The sequence below is a fragment of the Pseudomonas sp. S2_F03 genome, from assembly GCF_054668335.1.
In genome coordinates, this window is sequence record NZ_CP162759.1 from 2870266 (window position 1) to 2884614 (window position 14349).

The 14349-nt window shown below is 60.0% G+C and carries 11 protein-coding genes and 1 pseudogene; 3 read left to right on the forward strand and 9 right to left on the reverse strand.

Translation table 11 applies throughout. The features are described 5' to 3' along the window. Positions 1 to 6: 6 nt before the first annotated feature. From pstA to AB4N76_RS13595, 4 genes and pseudogenes are all read right to left on the reverse strand, one after another. Positions 7 to 1677: a phosphate ABC transporter permease PstA gene (gene pstA, locus AB4N76_RS13580; RefSeq protein WP_460164550.1), complete on the reverse strand. Its 1671-nt coding sequence runs from the start codon at positions 1675 to 1677 to the stop codon at positions 7 to 9. Between the two features lie 16 nt (positions 1678 to 1693). Next, positions 1694 to 3977: pseudogene (locus tag AB4N76_RS13585) on the reverse strand (ABC transporter permease subunit). Between the two features lie 254 nt (positions 3978 to 4231). Beyond that, a complete protein-coding gene (locus AB4N76_RS13590) occupies positions 4232 to 5233 on the reverse strand; it encodes a phosphate ABC transporter substrate-binding protein PstS (protein WP_046030758.1) in 1002 nt (333 codons plus the stop codon). Between the two features lie 241 nt (positions 5234 to 5474). Next, positions 5475 to 6773, reverse strand: a complete 1299-nt coding sequence (locus AB4N76_RS13595; protein ID WP_046030760.1) for an MFS transporter — start codon at positions 6771 to 6773, stop codon at positions 5475 to 5477. A 363-nt stretch (positions 6774 to 7136) separates the two neighbouring features. Here AB4N76_RS13595 and AB4N76_RS13600 point away from each other — a divergent pair, with 363 nt between their 5' ends. After that, positions 7137 to 7541 carry an acyl-CoA thioesterase gene (locus AB4N76_RS13600; protein WP_007942704.1) on the forward strand — a complete coding sequence of 135 codons (405 nt, stop codon included), beginning with the start codon at positions 7137 to 7139 and terminating at the stop codon, positions 7539 to 7541. A 57-nt stretch (positions 7542 to 7598) separates the two neighbouring features. Then, positions 7599 to 8498, forward strand: a complete 900-nt coding sequence (locus AB4N76_RS13605) for a D-hexose-6-phosphate mutarotase (protein WP_046030762.1) — start codon at positions 7599 to 7601, stop codon at positions 8496 to 8498. 132 nt (positions 8499 to 8630) lie between these two features. On the opposite strand, the gene AB4N76_RS13610 is transcribed toward AB4N76_RS13605, so the two are convergent. From AB4N76_RS13610 to AB4N76_RS13630, 5 genes are all read right to left on the reverse strand, one after another. Continuing rightward, entirely contained in the window at positions 8631 to 9080 is a 450-nt protein-coding gene (locus tag AB4N76_RS13610) for a DUF3299 domain-containing protein (RefSeq protein WP_460164611.1), read from the reverse strand. A 173-nt stretch (positions 9081 to 9253) separates the two neighbouring features. Further along, positions 9254 to 9499, reverse strand: coding sequence for a GlsB/YeaQ/YmgE family stress response membrane protein (locus tag AB4N76_RS13615; RefSeq protein WP_008030708.1), 246 nt, complete (start codon positions 9497 to 9499; stop codon positions 9254 to 9256). 108 nt (positions 9500 to 9607) lie between these two features. After that, positions 9608 to 10690 (reverse strand): 5-(carboxyamino)imidazole ribonucleotide synthase, encoded by a 1083-nt coding sequence (locus AB4N76_RS13620; protein ID WP_077431009.1) that lies wholly within the window; start codon positions 10688 to 10690, stop codon positions 9608 to 9610. Positions 10691 to 10701: 11 nt separating this feature from the next. Beyond that, positions 10702 to 11193: a 5-(carboxyamino)imidazole ribonucleotide mutase gene (purE, locus tag AB4N76_RS13625; RefSeq protein WP_007942709.1), complete on the reverse strand. Its 492-nt coding sequence runs from the start codon at positions 11191 to 11193 to the stop codon at positions 10702 to 10704. A 310-nt stretch (positions 11194 to 11503) separates the two neighbouring features. Then, a complete protein-coding gene (locus AB4N76_RS13630) occupies positions 11504 to 12418 on the reverse strand; it encodes a LysR substrate-binding domain-containing protein (RefSeq protein WP_460164551.1) in 915 nt (304 codons plus the stop codon). A gap of 180 nt (positions 12419 to 12598) precedes the next feature. On the opposite strand from AB4N76_RS13630, the gene aspA reads away from it, so the two are divergent. Then, on the forward strand, positions 12599 to 14023 hold the full coding sequence (gene aspA, locus AB4N76_RS13635) for an aspartate ammonia-lyase (RefSeq protein WP_027926288.1): 1425 nt from the start codon (positions 12599 to 12601) through the stop codon (positions 14021 to 14023). The last annotated feature ends 326 nt before the right edge of the window (positions 14024 to 14349 follow it).

A 14349-nucleotide genomic window follows, 5' to 3' on the forward strand; every position in this document is an offset into this window, starting at 1 on the left:
CGGCGATCAGCTGTCCAGCGCTTTAAATTTCTCGCGCAGGTGGTTACGGATGTACACCGCCGACAGGTTCAATGTCGCGATCACCAGCACCAGCAGCAGCGCCGTGGCGTACACCAGCGGCCGCGCGGCTTCGACGTTCGGGCTCTGGAAGCCGACGTCATAAATATGGAAGCCCAGGTGCATGATCTTCTGGTCCAGGTGCAGGTACGGATAGTTGCCATCCAGTGGCAGCGACGGTGCCAGTTTCACCACACCCACCAGCATCAGCGGCGCCACTTCACCGGCGGCGCGTGCCACGGCGAGGATCATGCCGGTCATCATCGCCGGGCTGGCCATCGGCAGCACGATCTTCCACAAGGTTTCTGCCTTGGTTGCGCCAAGGGCCAACGAGCCCTCACGCACAGTGCGAGGGATTCGCGCCAGGCCTTCTTCGGTGGCCACGATCACCACTGGCACCGCAAGCAACGCCAGGGTCAGCGAGGCCCACAGCAGGCCCGGCGTACCGAAGGTGGGTGCCGGCAAGGCTTCAGGGAAGAACAGCCGGTCAACCGAGCCACCCAGCACATAGACGAAGAAGCCCAGGCCGAACACGCCGTAGACGATCGCCGGTACACCGGCCAGGTTGTTCACGGCGATCCGGATAATCCGGGTCAACGTGTTCTGCTTGGCGTATTCACGCAGGTAAACCGCCGCCAGTACGCCGAACGGCGTCACGATCATCGCCATGATCAATGTCATCATCACGGTGCCGAAAATCGCCGGGAAAATCCCGCCTTCGGTGTTCGCTTCACGTGGGTCGTCGGACAGGAATTCCCAGACCTTGCTGAAGTAGAAGCCAATTTTGGTGGTAGTGCCCATGGCGTTCGGCTGGTAGGCGTGAACCACTTTGCCGATGCTGATTTCGATTTCCTTGCCGTTCGCGTCGCGGGCGGTGAGGCTGTCGCGATTGAACTGGGCGTGCAAGTCATTCAGACGGGCTTCAATGTCTTGATAACGTGCATTGAGCTCAGCGCGTTCGGCATCCATGTCCGCTTGCGCAGCGGCGTCGAGCTTGCCGGCCAGTTCCAGTTTGCGACCGTGCAAACGAATGCGTTCCAGACCCGAGTTGATCGCGCCGATGTCGACCTTTTCCAGGGTCTTGAGCTGTGCCGCGAGTTTATTCACGCGATCAACACGCGCTTGCAGCTCAGGCCAGCCCGCTTCGCCTTCAGCGATGACTTTGCCGTCCTGTTTGACGTTGACCAGGTAACCGTAGAAGTTGCCCCACTCGCGACGCTCGATGGTCATCAGCTCAGGCGGCGTCTTCTGATTGGTCAGCCACTCGCCGACGACCCAGGTGAAGTCGTTGCCGTTCAAGTCACGGTTGCCGACCTTGATCAGCTCCCGCGTCATGAACTCCGGGCCCTGATCGGGCACCGGCAGGCCAGCACTTTTCAGGCGCTCGCGTGGGACTTCTTCCTTCTGTACCACTTCACCAATGACCAGGTGATTGGCCTGGCCCGGTACGTCGTAGCTGGCGTGGATCAGGTCCGCCGGCCAGAAGTGCCCCAGACCGCGCACGGCAATCACGGCCAGCAGGCCAATGGTCATGATGACAGCGATGGACACCGCGCCACCGCTGATCCAGACGCCGGGGGCGCCGCTCTTGAACCATCCATTCAGGGAGTTCTGTTTCACAGACTTCTACCTTTGCTTAAAGCGACGAGTATTTCTTGCGCAGACGCTGACGAATCAGTTCTGCGAGGGTGTTCATGACGAAGGTGAACAACAGCAGCACCAGCGCCGAGAGGAACAGCACGCGGTAGTGGCTGCCGCCGACTTCCGACTCCGGCATTTCCACCGCGACGTTGGCGGCCAGTGTGCGCAGGCCTTCGAACAGGTTCATTTCCATGACCGGGGTGTTACCGGTGGCCATCAACACGATCATGGTTTCACCGACCGCACGCCCCATGCCGATCATCAGCGCCGAGAAAATACCCGGGCTGGCGGTGAGGATCACCACGCGCGTCATGGTCTGCCACGGCGTAGCACCGAGGGCCAGGGAGCCGAGGGTCAACCCGCGAGGCACGCTGAACACGGCGTCTTCGGCGATGGAGTAGATGTTCGGGATGACCGCGAAGCCCATGGCCAGGCCGACCACCAGTGCGTTGCGCTGGTCGTAGGTGATGCCCAGGTCGTGGGAGATCCACATGCGCATGTCGCCGCCGAAGAACCAGGTTTCCATGTACGGGCTCATGTACAGCGAGAGCCAGCCCACAAACAGGATCACCGGGATCAGAATCGCGCTTTCCCAGCCGTCCGGCACTTTGAGGCGGATCGACTCAGGCAGGCGACTGAAGACGAAGCCCGCCACCAGAATGCCGATCGGCAGGAGCATCAGCAGGCTGAAGATACCCGGTAAATGCCCTTCTACATACGGTGCGAGGAACAGGCCGGCGAAGAAACCGAGGATCACCGTCGGCATCGCTTCCATCAGCTCGATCACCGGCTTGACCTTGCGACGCAGGCTTGGTGCCATGAAGTACGCGGTGTAGATCGCAGCGGCGACGGCCAGTGGTGCGGCCAACAGCATCGCGTAAAACGCGGCCTTCAAAGTACCGAAGGTCAACGGAGACAAGCTCATCTTCGGTTCGAAGTCAGTGTTGGCGGCGGTCGATTGCCAGACGTATTTAGGTTCGTCGTAGTTCTCGTACCAGACCTTGCTCCACAGCGCGCTCCACGATACTTCCGGGTGCGGGTTGTCGAGCAACAGCGGCTGAATCTTGCCGCCCTCTTCGACGATGATGCGGTTGGCGCGTGGCGACAGACCGAAAAGGCCTTGGCCTTCCACGACCTGGTCCACCAGCAAGGTGCGGTGGGCGGTGCTGTGGAACACGCCGAGCTTGCCGGAGGCGTCGAGGGCAACGAAGCCTTTGCGACGCTCTTCAGCGCTGATTTCAACGATAGGCGTGGTGCCCATCTGGAAAGTACGGATCTGCTTCAGACGCAGCTCGCCATCGGGGTCGCGCGCCATGAACCACTGGGCCAGACCACCTTTGGAGTCGCCGAGGATCAGCGAAATACCGCCCACGAGTTGAGTACTGGCAGTGATTTGCGCTTCACCGTCTTCAAGCAACTTGTAGCGACCGTTGAGGCTCTTGTCGCGCAGGCTGAACACGTCGGCCTGGGCACGCCCGTTGATCACATACAGCCACTGCTGGCGCGGGTCGACGAAGATGTTCTTCACCGGCTCGTTCATCTGTGGCAGGTCGATGCGCTTCTGCTCGTTGGTGATTTCACCGGTCATCATGTTTTCTTCGCTGGTCAGCGACAAAACATTGAGTTGTGAACCGGTTGCGCCCACCAGCATCAGCGTCGAATCGTTGGCGTTGAGGCTGATGTGTTCCAGCGCGCCACCGGCTTCGTTCAGTGCAATCGGCGTCTCGCCGTACGGGTATTCAACCGCTGGCGTGATGGTTTTCTTGCCATCCGGGTAGCTGACTTTATAGGTGTGACGGAACACCAGTGCCTTACCGTCGGACAGGCCCACGGCGACCAACGGGTGACCTGGCTGGTCTTCACCGATGGACGTTACGCTGACACCGGCCGGGATCGGCAGATCGACGCGCTTGAGTTCAGCGCCATTGTCGATATCAAAGAACAGCGCCTGGCCCTTGTCGGAAACCCGCATGGCGACCTGGTTCTGTTCTTCGAGGGAGATCATCAACGGCTTGCCGGCATCTTGCATCCAGGCAGGCGTGATGGCGTCCTTGGTCGTCAGGTTGGCACCCTGGAACAGGGGCAAGACGACGTAGCCAAGGAAGAAGAAAATCAGCGTGATCGCGCCGAGGACAGCGAGGCCGCCAATCAGGACGTACCAACGTGTCAGGCGATCTTTGAGCGCGCGAATGCGACGCTTGCGTTGCAACTCAGGCGTATTGAAATCAATTCGCTTGGGGGGGATTATTAGTCATGGTGGAATTGGCCAGATCATTCATTCGCACACCCTAGCGATCCTGTATGACAGAAAGATGACAGCGCAGTGACGCGACAAATCCGCTGCCTGTGGGAACTGGCAGCAGACCGGGAATTTGGGGGGGGCCGGGTCACCTGCGTGGTAACCCTGAGCCGTTGTAGGAGCAGAGCTTGCTCGCGATAGCGGTCTTTCCAGTCACATCATTGCTGAATGTGTCGACGCCATCGCGGGCAAGCCTTGCTCCTACAGATCCGGGGCTAGCCCCGGATCAGGGTGTTACTTTTTTGCGACTTCAGCGCCGCCTTCCGACAGACCCAGGTCAGCCAGAGCTTTGGCTGCGACTTTGGCTGGCAGTGGGATGTAACCGTCTTTCACGACAACTTCCTGGCCCTGTTTGGACAGAACCAGTTTCACGAACTCGGCTTCCAGCGGGGCCAGAGGCTTGTTCGGAGCTTTGTTGACGTAAACGTAGAGGAAACGCGACAGCGGGTATTTGCCGTTCAGTGCGTTTTCTTCGGTGTCTTCGATGAAGTCAGTGCTGCCTTTCTTGGCCAGGGCCACAGTCTTCACGGAAGCAGTTTTGTAGCCGATGCCCGAGTAACCGATGCCGTTCAGCGAGGAGCTGATCGACTGTACGACCGAAGCCGAACCTGGTTGTTCGTTCACGTTTGGCTTGTAGTCGCCTTTGCACAGGGCTTCTTCTTTGAAGTAGCCGTAGGTGCCGGATACCGAGTTACGACCGAACAGTTGAACCGGCTTGTTGGCCAGGTCGCCGGTCACACCCAGGTCGCCCCAGGTTTTCACGTCGGTTTTAGCGCCGCACAGACGAGTGGACGAGAAGATCGCGTCGACTTGTTCCATGGTCAGGTGCTGGATCGGGTTGTCCTTGTGCACGAACACCGCCAGGGCGTCCACGGCAACCGGGATAGCGGTTGGCTTGTAGCCGTACTTCTGCTCGAAGGCAGCCAGTTCGGTGTCCTTCATCTTGCGGCTCATCGGGCCCAGGTTAGAGGTGCCTTCGGTCAGCGCAGGTGGCGCGGTGGCGGAGCCAGCGGCCTGAATCTGGATGTTTACGTTCGGGTATTCTTTCTTGTAGTTCTCAGCCCACAGGGTCATGAGGTTGGCCAGGGTATCGGAGCCGACGCTGGACAGGTTGCCCGACACACCAGTGGTCTTGGTGTAGCTCGGGATCGACGGGTCAACAGCGGCGAACGCGTTGGCAGTCGCAACGCCAGCAGCGACAAAAGTCATTGCCGCCATCAAACGCTTCAGTTTCATGCCTTACTCCTAGCAGATAGAGTTGTTAGTCGGGGCCAAGTATCAGCAGGCCGTGTGAACACTCTATGGCTGAAATATGACAATTGGATGAAAGGCCAGCATCTGAGTTTTAACTGGATGATTCGAGTTGTCCCCAATCGCGAGCAGGCTCGCTCCCACATTGGTTCTGTGGTCACCGAAGATCCACTGTGTGTGCGAGCTTGCTCGCGATGAGGCCAGTCCAGTCGATAAAAAAGTCGGCTTAACGCCCCTTCTTCCAAAGATACCCACCCACCAGAATCCCGACCCCGCAAATGATCGCCACATAATAGGCCGGCCCCATCGGGCTCTCCTTCAGCAGCAACGTCACCACCATCGGCGTCAAGCCACCGAAAATCGCGTAGGCCAGGTTGTACGAGAACGACAGCCCGCTGAAGCGCACCACCGCCGGGAAGGCTTTGACCATCACATACGGCACCGCGCCGATGGTGCCGACCAGCAGACCGGTCAGGGCATACATCGGGAACAACCAGTCCGGATGATTGAACAGGCTGTGATAGAAGGTCCACGAACTCATCAACAGCAAGGCGCTGCCAAACACAAACACCCGGCCTGCGCCGAAGCGGTCAGCCAAGGCGCCAGACGCCACACACCCAAGGCTCAGGAACACGATCGCCACGCTATTGGCTTGCAACGCAGTGGTCGGCGCGAAGTGGTAGACGGTCTGCAGCACGGTCGGGGTCATGAGGATGACCACGATGATGCCGGCGGACAGCAGCCAGGTCAGCAGCATGGAGATCAGGATCGCCCCACGATGGTCGCGCAACACCGCCCGCAGCGGCACTTCTTCAGCCAGCGCCTTGCGCAACTGCAGCTCGGCGAATACCGGGGTCTCGTGCAGCCAGCGGCGCAGGTACACCGAGAACAGGCCAAACACACCGCCCAGCAGGAACGGGATCCGCCAGGCGTAATCGGCCACTTCGCCCGGGGTATAAATGCTGTTAATGGCCGTGGCGACCAGGGAGCCCAGCAAAATGCCCGCCGTCAGGCCGCTGGTCAGGGTGCCGCAGGCGTAACCGATATGGCGCTGCGGTACGTGTTCGGAAACAAATACCCAGGCGCCTGGCACTTCACCACCAATCGCCGCGCCCTGAATGACCCGCATCAGCAGCAACAGGATCGGTGCCCACAGACCAATCTGCGCATAGGTCGGCAGCAGCCCCATGATCAGGGTCGGTACCGCCATCATGAAAATGCTCAGGGTGAACATTTTCTTGCGCCCCAGCAGGTCACCGAAATGCGCCATGACAATGCCGCCCAACGGCCGCGCCAGGTAGCCGGCGGCGAAAATGCCGAAGGTCTGCATCAAACGCAGCCACTCGGGCATGTCAGCGGGGAAGAACAGTTTGCCGACCACCGTGGCGAAGAACACAAAGATGATGAAGTCGTAGAACTCCAGCGCACCGCCCAGGGCAGACAGCGATAAAGTCTTGTAATCATTGCGGGTCAACGGTCGTGCGGGTTGAGCTGGCTGCGCGATGCTCGAAGGCGCTGTGGTCATGGCAAGGCTTCTCTTATAGTCGGATCTGCGACCTCAACAACGCTGGCCGAGGCTTGGACAGGTCCGGCACGATAGCAAATTGTTCGAAAAAGCACATAGAGGTGCGGTTTTGACCGCCAAAATGAGAACCGGACGGTCGTCTCGGAGTCTACCGACCGATATACTCGCGATCTGGCAACAATTTGAAAGGGTTGCTGTGCGAAGACGCTGCTGGCTCTACCAGTCGATTTCGCAGAGTTTCCCTTTAGGCGCCTTACGAAAAACGTGACGAACGTAGTATGTTCGGGGCTGAATCGTTTTTCTTGAAAGCGGCTATTCACCTGAAGTACCAATGAAGAGTCACGGGTCAGAGGCACCCCCGGCATGATAGAGCTCGAACAAGAAGATCCAATCCCGCAAGGCGACCTGGCCCTGCAAATCACCGCGCTTCCTCGCGAAACCAACGGCTTCGGCGATATTTTCGGCGGCTGGCTGGTGGCGCAGATGGATTTGGCCGGCACCGCCATGGCCAGCAAGGTTGCTGGTGGACGCGTTGCCACCGTTGCGATTGATCGTATGGCGTTCCTGGTTCCAGTGGCGGTGGGCGCTCAGCTCTCCTTTTATACCCAGGCCCTGGAAATCGGCCGCAGCTCGATCAAGATGATGGTCGAAGTCTGGAGCGACGACCCGCTGTCCAGTGAGTGGCGTAAAGTGACTGAAGCGGTGTTCGTGTTCGTCGCCATCGACGGCAGCGGCCGCACTCGCTCGGTTCCGCCCCGCGCGCGTTAAACGCTGCGGCGGTTTTGCGGTCCATTGCAGTCATTGTTCCCGATCGAGAGTTGTCCCATGAACACGCCCAACGTTGAAGCCGTGAAACTGGATGAACTGAACTGCTGGCGTATCCGCCACGGTCAGGCCGAATTGCTGGTCGCCCAGCAAGGTGCGCACATCCTCAGTTATCAATTGGCCGGCCAACCGCCGCTGATCTGGCTCAACGACGAGGCTGTGTTCAAGACCGGCAAAAGCATCCGCGCCGGCGTGCCGGTGTGCTGGCCGTGGTTCGGTAACCTTGCACGCAACCCGCAGAGCGTCCAGGCGATGCGCGTCAGCAGCGAGCCGCCCGCAGCCCACGGATTTGTCCGGGCGATGGATTGGGAACTGGGCGGCATCGAAACCGAGGGCGAAAGCCTGAAGGTGGAATTCCTGCTGCCCTACCCTGAAGGTGGCTTTGCGGAGTGGCCTCACCAGGTGGACTTGAAGCTGAGCATTCGCCTGGATGAGCAACTGCACATCAACCTGACCAGCCATAACCAGGGCACTGACACCGTCACCCTCAGCCAGGCACTGCACAGCTATTTCGCGGTCAGCGATGTGCGCAACGTGCAGGTCGAAGGCGTGGATGGCCTGAGTTACATCGAAACGCTGGAAGACTGGAAAACCAAGGAACAGCACGGTGATCTGCGCTTTACCGGCGAGACCGATCGCATTTACCTCGATACTCCGCCACTGCTGAGCATCGTCGACCCGGCCTGGGAACGTCGCATCGAGCTGACCAGCCAAAACTCGCGCAACGCAGTGATCTGGAATCCCTGGATTGAACGCGCGGCAGCGTTCAGCGACATGGCCGACGATGGCTGGCAGCGCATGTTGTGCATCGAGACAGCGAATGTGATGGATGATGTGGTGACACTGGCGCCGGGTGCCAGTCATACCCTCGGCGTGAGCATCGCTAGCAAATCCCTCTAACACTGCAAAACCAATGTGGGAGCGAGCTTGCTCGCGATGGCGATATAACAGGCAACATTGATGTTGGATGTTATGGCCTCATCGCGAGCAAGCTCGCTCCCACAGTTGATCGTTGTCAGGCTTACTGGCGCGTTACAAATCCGACTCTTTGACCACCCGCACTTTCGCCGCATCCAGCGCATACGCCGCGTCGGCCAGGTCGTTGTTGACCGTCTCGATCTTCAGCGTGCCGGTTACCCACAGCGGTGTGTAGATGTCATCCAGCTTCAGCCCCTTCGGATAACGCACCAGCACCAACTGATTGGGTGGCGGTGGCGGCACGTGGATGCAGGCGCCCGGGTACGGCACGAGGAAGAACAGCGTGCTGCGACCCTTGGCATCGGACTCCAGCGGCACCGGGTAACCACCGATACGGATGTTCTTGTCATTCATGGACGGCACGGTTTTGGTCGAATACATCACCGCCGGCAAGCCTTTGCTCTGTTTCATGCCACCCTTGGCGGTAAACGTGCCGTCGCCTTCCGGGGAGTTGTGGTCGATTTCGGGCATGGCCTCGAGGGCTTTCTGGTCCGACTTGGGCATCAGTTCGAGCCAGTCGGTTTCCGGCAGTTCGCCGGCATGGGCCAAACCACTGCCCAGAAAAGGAGAGTCAACAGAAGACGGCGCATTGAGGTGCTCGGTAAAGGAAGGGTGATAAGTCGCCGAGCATTCTAGCCCTCTCTGCGTGCGGCGCAGAGGGGCTTTGTCGCTTTGGATCAGTTCTTTTTGATCAGGCCGTAGATCACCAGCAACACCACGGCGCCGACCAGCGCACCAATGAAGCCCGCGCCTTGGCCGGCCTGATAGATGCCCAGAGCCTGGCCGCCGTAAGTGGCCGCCAGTGAACCGCCGATACCGAGCAGGATGGTCATGATCCAGCCCATGCTGTCATCGCCCGGTTTCAGGAACCGAGCCAGCAGGCCGACAATCAAGCCGATAAAGATGGTTCCGATAATTCCCATGGCATTTCCCTCTGAATGATTTGGATATGCCCAAAGCCTAGTCAGACTTTGGCATCCTGCCATGAGAGAACGGCGGCCCCTGAATGGTTCCGCCGCGGCCACATGAAACTATTCGGCGATGAGCGCTTCGACCTTGAGGATCTGTGCCGCCAGCGTCTCGCGGTCCGCACAGCGCAGGTTGGCGTGACCGACCTTGCGACCGGTCTTGAACGCCTTGCCGTAGTGGTGCAGATGGCAATCGGCAATCGCGATCACCTTCTCAACCGGTGGTACAACGCCGATGAAGTTGAGCATCGCGCTCTCACCGATTTTGGCCGTCGAACCCAGCGGCAGGCCGGCAACGGCCCGCAGATGGTTTTCGAACTGGCTGCACTCGGCGCCTTCAGTGGTCCAGTGCCCGGAGTTGTGTACGCGCGGGGCAATTTCGTTGGCCTTGAGGCCACCGTCGACTTCAAAGAATTCGAACGCCATCACGCCGACATAATCCAACTGTTTGAGCACGCGGCTGGAGTAGTCTTCAGCCAAGGCTTGCAGCGCGTGGTCGGTGCTGGCCACGGACAGTTTGAGGATGCCGCTGTCGTGGGTGTTGTGAACCAGCGGGTAGAACCTGGTTTCACCATCGCGGGCACGCACAGCGATCAGCGAGACTTCGCCGGTGAACGGCACGAAGCCTTCCAGCAGGCAAGCAACGCTGCCAAGTTCCGCGAACGTGCCGACAACGTCTTCAGGTTTGCGCAGGACTTTCTGGCCCTTGCCGTCGTAACCCAGGGTGCGGGTTTTCAGCACGGCAGGCAGGCCGATGGAGGCCACGGCGGCGTCCAGGTCGGCTTGCGACTGAATGTCGGCGAACGCCGGGGTTGGAATCCCCAGGTCCTTGAACATGCTCTTCTCGAACCAGCGATCCCGCGCAATGCGCAGGGCTTCGGCGCTTGGGTAGACCGGGACGAATTGCGACAGGAACGCCACGGTTTCAGCCGGGACGCTTTCAAACTCGAAGGTCACCAGATCGACTTCATCGGCCAGCTGACGCAGGTGGTCCTGGTCGCCGTAATCGGCTCGCAGGTGTTCGCCCAACGCGGCTGCGCAAGCATCCGGCGCGGGGTCCAGGAAAGCGAAATTCATACCCAGCGGGGTGCCCGCCAGCGCCAACATGCGACCCAACTGGCCGCCACCGATTACACCGATCTTCATCGTCAACAACCTCAGGCGATGCGTGGGTCTGGATTGTCCAGGACGCTGTCTGTCTGTTCAGCACGGAACGTTTTCAGCACGTCGTGGAACTGCGGGTGCTTGGCGCCCAGGATACTCGCCGACAGCAGCGCGGCGTTGATCGCGCCAGCTTTGCCGATGGCCAGGGTCGCCACCGGGATACCCGCTGGCATCTGCACGATGGAGAGCAGCGAATCGACGCCCGAAAGCATCGCCGACTGCACCGGCACGCCCAGCACCGGCAGGTGGGTCTTGGCCGCACACATGCCTGGCAAGTGGGCCGCGCCACCGGCACCGGCGATAATCACCTCGATGCCACGGGCCTCGGCCTCTTCGGCGTACTGGAACAGCAGGTCCGGGGTGCGGTGGGCAGAGACCACTTTCACCTCGTAAGGAATGCCGAGCTTTTCCAGCATATCGGCGGTGTGGCTAAGGGTGGACCAATCGGACTTGGAGCCCATGATCACGCCAACCAGTGCACTCATCGTCGTGCCTCTTTTCTCTGGGCGCCCGCAGGCGCGTCAAAAAACAACAAGCCACGCAAAATGCGTGGCTTGATGTACGAATTATGGCCGGGCGAACCGGCCGAAGGCCGCGCAGTATACCGCAATGACGCAGATAAACAGCCCCTGTTACGACCATCTGTCATACGGCGCAAAAGCCCGGTTTTATTGACTTTCAGGTCAGCAGACAGACTTGCCATAAACCCCGCCCCCCCTGTAGGAGCACAGCTTGCTGGCGATGGCGTCCTGTAAGTCGCCATCGCCAGCAAGCTGTGCTCCTACAAAGGCATCGTTAGCTGGTTGTCCCTTGGGCTGCGCCACCTTCAAGCTTGCGCCACAACAATCGCACGTTGGCCTTGCGCACCAAGGCGCAACGGTACAGGCGAATCTCCAGTGGTACATGCCATTGCGGGCCGCCGCAGACCACCAGTTCGCCGCGAGCCAGTTCGGCGCGCACGCTGAGTTGCGGCACCCAGGCAATGCCCAGTCCTTCCAGCGCCATGCTTTTCAGGCTGTCGGCCATGGCCGTTTCGTAGATCGTGGTAAACCGCAGCGCCCGTTGGCGTAGCAGCATGTTGACCGAGCGACCGAGAAAGGCGCCGGCGCTGTAGGCCAACAGCGGCACACTGCCCTCGCCTTCCAGGTCGAACAGCGGTTTGCCGTCCGCATCGGCCGCGCACACCGGGAGCATCTCAGTGTGACCCAGGTGCAGGGATGGAAAGATCTCCGGGTCCATCTGCAAGGCAGCGTCGGGGTCATAGAACGCCAGCATCAAATCGCAGCCACCTTCACGCAATGCGTGCACTGCGTCGCCAACGTTGGTCGCCACCAATCGCGTGGCGATGTTCAGCCCCTCATTGCGCAATTGCGCGATCCAGCGCGGAAAGAAACCCAGCGCCAGGGAGTGAGCGGCGGCGACCTGCATCACCTCGCCCTGCCCACCTTCCAGGTGATGAAGATGGCGCAGCACTTCGCCCAGTTGTTCGACCACGGTCCGCGCGGTCACCAGAAACAATTGCCCCGCCGCCGTCAGCTCGACGGGCGTGCGCGAGCGATTGACCAGTTGCAGCCCCAGCGCGGCTTCAAGGCTGCGGATTCGCCGGCTGAACGCCGGTTGTGTCACGAAGCGTCGTTCCGCAGCCTGGGAGAAGCTGCGGGTGGCGGCCAGGGCGCTGAAGTCCTCCAGCCATTTACTTTCAAGGTTCATCACGCCCTCCCGGACACGCACCAATTTAGGTCACACGCTCGCCGCACACGCGGCGTCACATGGGCATTATGCCGAATGTGCATAGGCTAGTGTTTAACAGCATTGGCCCAAAATTCTCCACAAGCCTAGCATTTGCAGTGTTCCGGCACAGACCGGGTCCATATCGAGATGATTTCTATCATGTCCTCCGCTGCATCTTTCCGCACAGAAAAAGACCTGCTTGGCGTACTCGAAGTACCTGCTCAAGCGTATTACGGCATCCAGACCCTGCGAGCGGTGAACAACTTCCGCCTCTCGGGCGTTCCGATTTCGCATTACCCGAAGCTGGTTGTCGGCCTGGCCATGGTCAAACAGGCCGCCGCTGACGCCAACCGCGAACTGGGTCACCTGAGCGAAGCCAAGCACGCTGCCATCAGCGAAGCCTGTGCACGTTTGATCCGCGGCGATTTCCACGAAGAGTTCGTGGTCGACATGATTCAAGGCGGCGCTGGCACTTCAACCAACATGAATGCCAACGAAGTCATCGCCAACATCGCGCTGGAGGCCATGGGTCACCAGAAGGGCGAGTACCAATACCTGCACCCGAACAACGACGTGAACATGGCGCAGTCGACCAACGACGCCTACCCGACCGCGATCCGCCTGGGTCTGTTGTTGGGTCACGACGCATTGCTGGCCAGCCTCGACAGCCTGATCCAGTCGTTCGCCGCCAAAGGTGAAGAATTCAGCCACGTTCTGAAGATGGGTCGTACCCAGCTGCAAGACGCCGTGCCGATGACCCTGGGCCAGGAATTCCGTGCCTTCGCCACGACCCTGGGCGAAGACCTGGCGCGCCTTAAAACGCTGGCGCCTGAACTGCTGACCGAAGTGAACCTGGGCGGTACTGCGATCGGTACCGGCATCAACGCCGACCCGCGTTACCAGCACCTGGCCGTTCAGCGCCTGGCACTGATCAGCGGTCAACCGCTGGTACCGGCCGCCGACCTGATCGAAGCCACGTCCGACATGGGCGCCTTCGTACTGTTCTCCGGCATGCTCAAGCGCACCGCGGTCAAACTGTCGAAGATCTGCAACGACCTGCGTCTGCTGTCCAGCGGCCCACGCACCGGCATCAACGAAATCAACCTGCCGGCGCGTCAGCCAGGCAGCTCGATCATGCCAGGCAAGGTCAACCCGGTTATCCCGGAAGCGGTCAACCAAGTGGCGTTCCAGATCATCGGCAACGACCTGGCCCTGACCATCGCGGCCGAAGGCGGCCAACTGCAACTGAACGTGATGGAGCCGCTGATCGCCTTCAAGATCTTCGACTCGATCCGTCTGCTGCAACGCGCCATGGACATGCTGCGCGAGCACTGCATCACCGGCATCACGGCCAACGAAGAACGTTGCCGCGAACTGGTCGAGCACTCGATCGGCCTGGTGACTGCGCTGAACCCGTACATCGGCTATGAAAACGCCACCCGTATCGCCCGTATCGCCCTCGAAAGCGGCCGTGGCGTACTGGAACTGGTGCGCGAAGAGGGCTTGCTCGACGACGCCATGCTCGCCGACATCCTGCGCCCGGAAAACATGATTGCTCCGCGTCTGGTTCCGCTTAAAGCCTGAACCGAAGCGTTACTTGTAGCACCGCTCACCAGGTCGAGGGACTAGACACCTCTCACCTTTTGAGGGCTTGGGGATTTAATCCCCAGGCCCTTTTTTTGATTTTTTTGCGGACGCGTCACTTCTGTAGGAGCACGGCTTGCCGGCGAAGGCGCCCTCACTATCGCCATCGCCGGCAAGCCGTGCGCCTACAGGAAAGCCACCTCGTTTACCGCTTGCACCATAATCGGGCAGACGGACGGCACACTCATCGGTATAGTGCCGCCCCTCTTCGCGTGAGCGGTCGTCGGTAACGAGGCCCAAACCCATGCGAAACCCGAACTAATAAC

Excerpts from the sequence above, each read along its gene's own strand:
- AB4N76_RS13590 (WP_046030758.1), bottom strand. The coding sequence starts at position 5,233 with ATGAAACTGAAGCGTTTGATGGCGGCAATGACTTTTGTCGCTGCTGGC.
- AB4N76_RS13595 (WP_046030760.1), bottom strand. The coding sequence starts at position 6,773 with ATGACCACAGCGCCTTCGAGCATCGCGCAGCCAGCTCAACCCGCACGA.
- AB4N76_RS13600 (WP_007942704.1), top strand. The coding sequence starts at position 7,137 with ATGATAGAGCTCGAACAAGAAGATCCAATCCCGCAAGGCGACCTGGCC.
- AB4N76_RS13605 (WP_046030762.1), top strand. The coding sequence starts at position 7,599 with ATGAACACGCCCAACGTTGAAGCCGTGAAACTGGATGAACTGAACTGC.
- AB4N76_RS13610 (WP_460164611.1), bottom strand. The coding sequence starts at position 9,080 with ATGCCCAAGTCGGACCAGAAAGCCCTCGAGGCCATGCCCGAAATCGAC.
- AB4N76_RS13615 (WP_008030708.1), bottom strand. The coding sequence starts at position 9,499 with ATGGGAATTATCGGAACCATCTTTATCGGCTTGATTGTCGGCCTGCTG.
- AB4N76_RS13620 (WP_077431009.1), bottom strand. The coding sequence starts at position 10,690 with ATGAAGATCGGTGTAATCGGTGGCGGCCAGTTGGGTCGCATGTTGGCG.
- purE (WP_007942709.1), bottom strand. The coding sequence starts at position 11,193 with ATGAGTGCACTGGTTGGCGTGATCATGGGCTCCAAGTCCGATTGGTCC.
- AB4N76_RS13630 (WP_460164551.1), bottom strand. The coding sequence starts at position 12,418 with ATGAACCTTGAAAGTAAATGGCTGGAGGACTTCAGCGCCCTGGCCGCC.
- aspA (WP_027926288.1), top strand. The coding sequence starts at position 12,599 with ATGTCCTCCGCTGCATCTTTCCGCACAGAAAAAGACCTGCTTGGCGTA.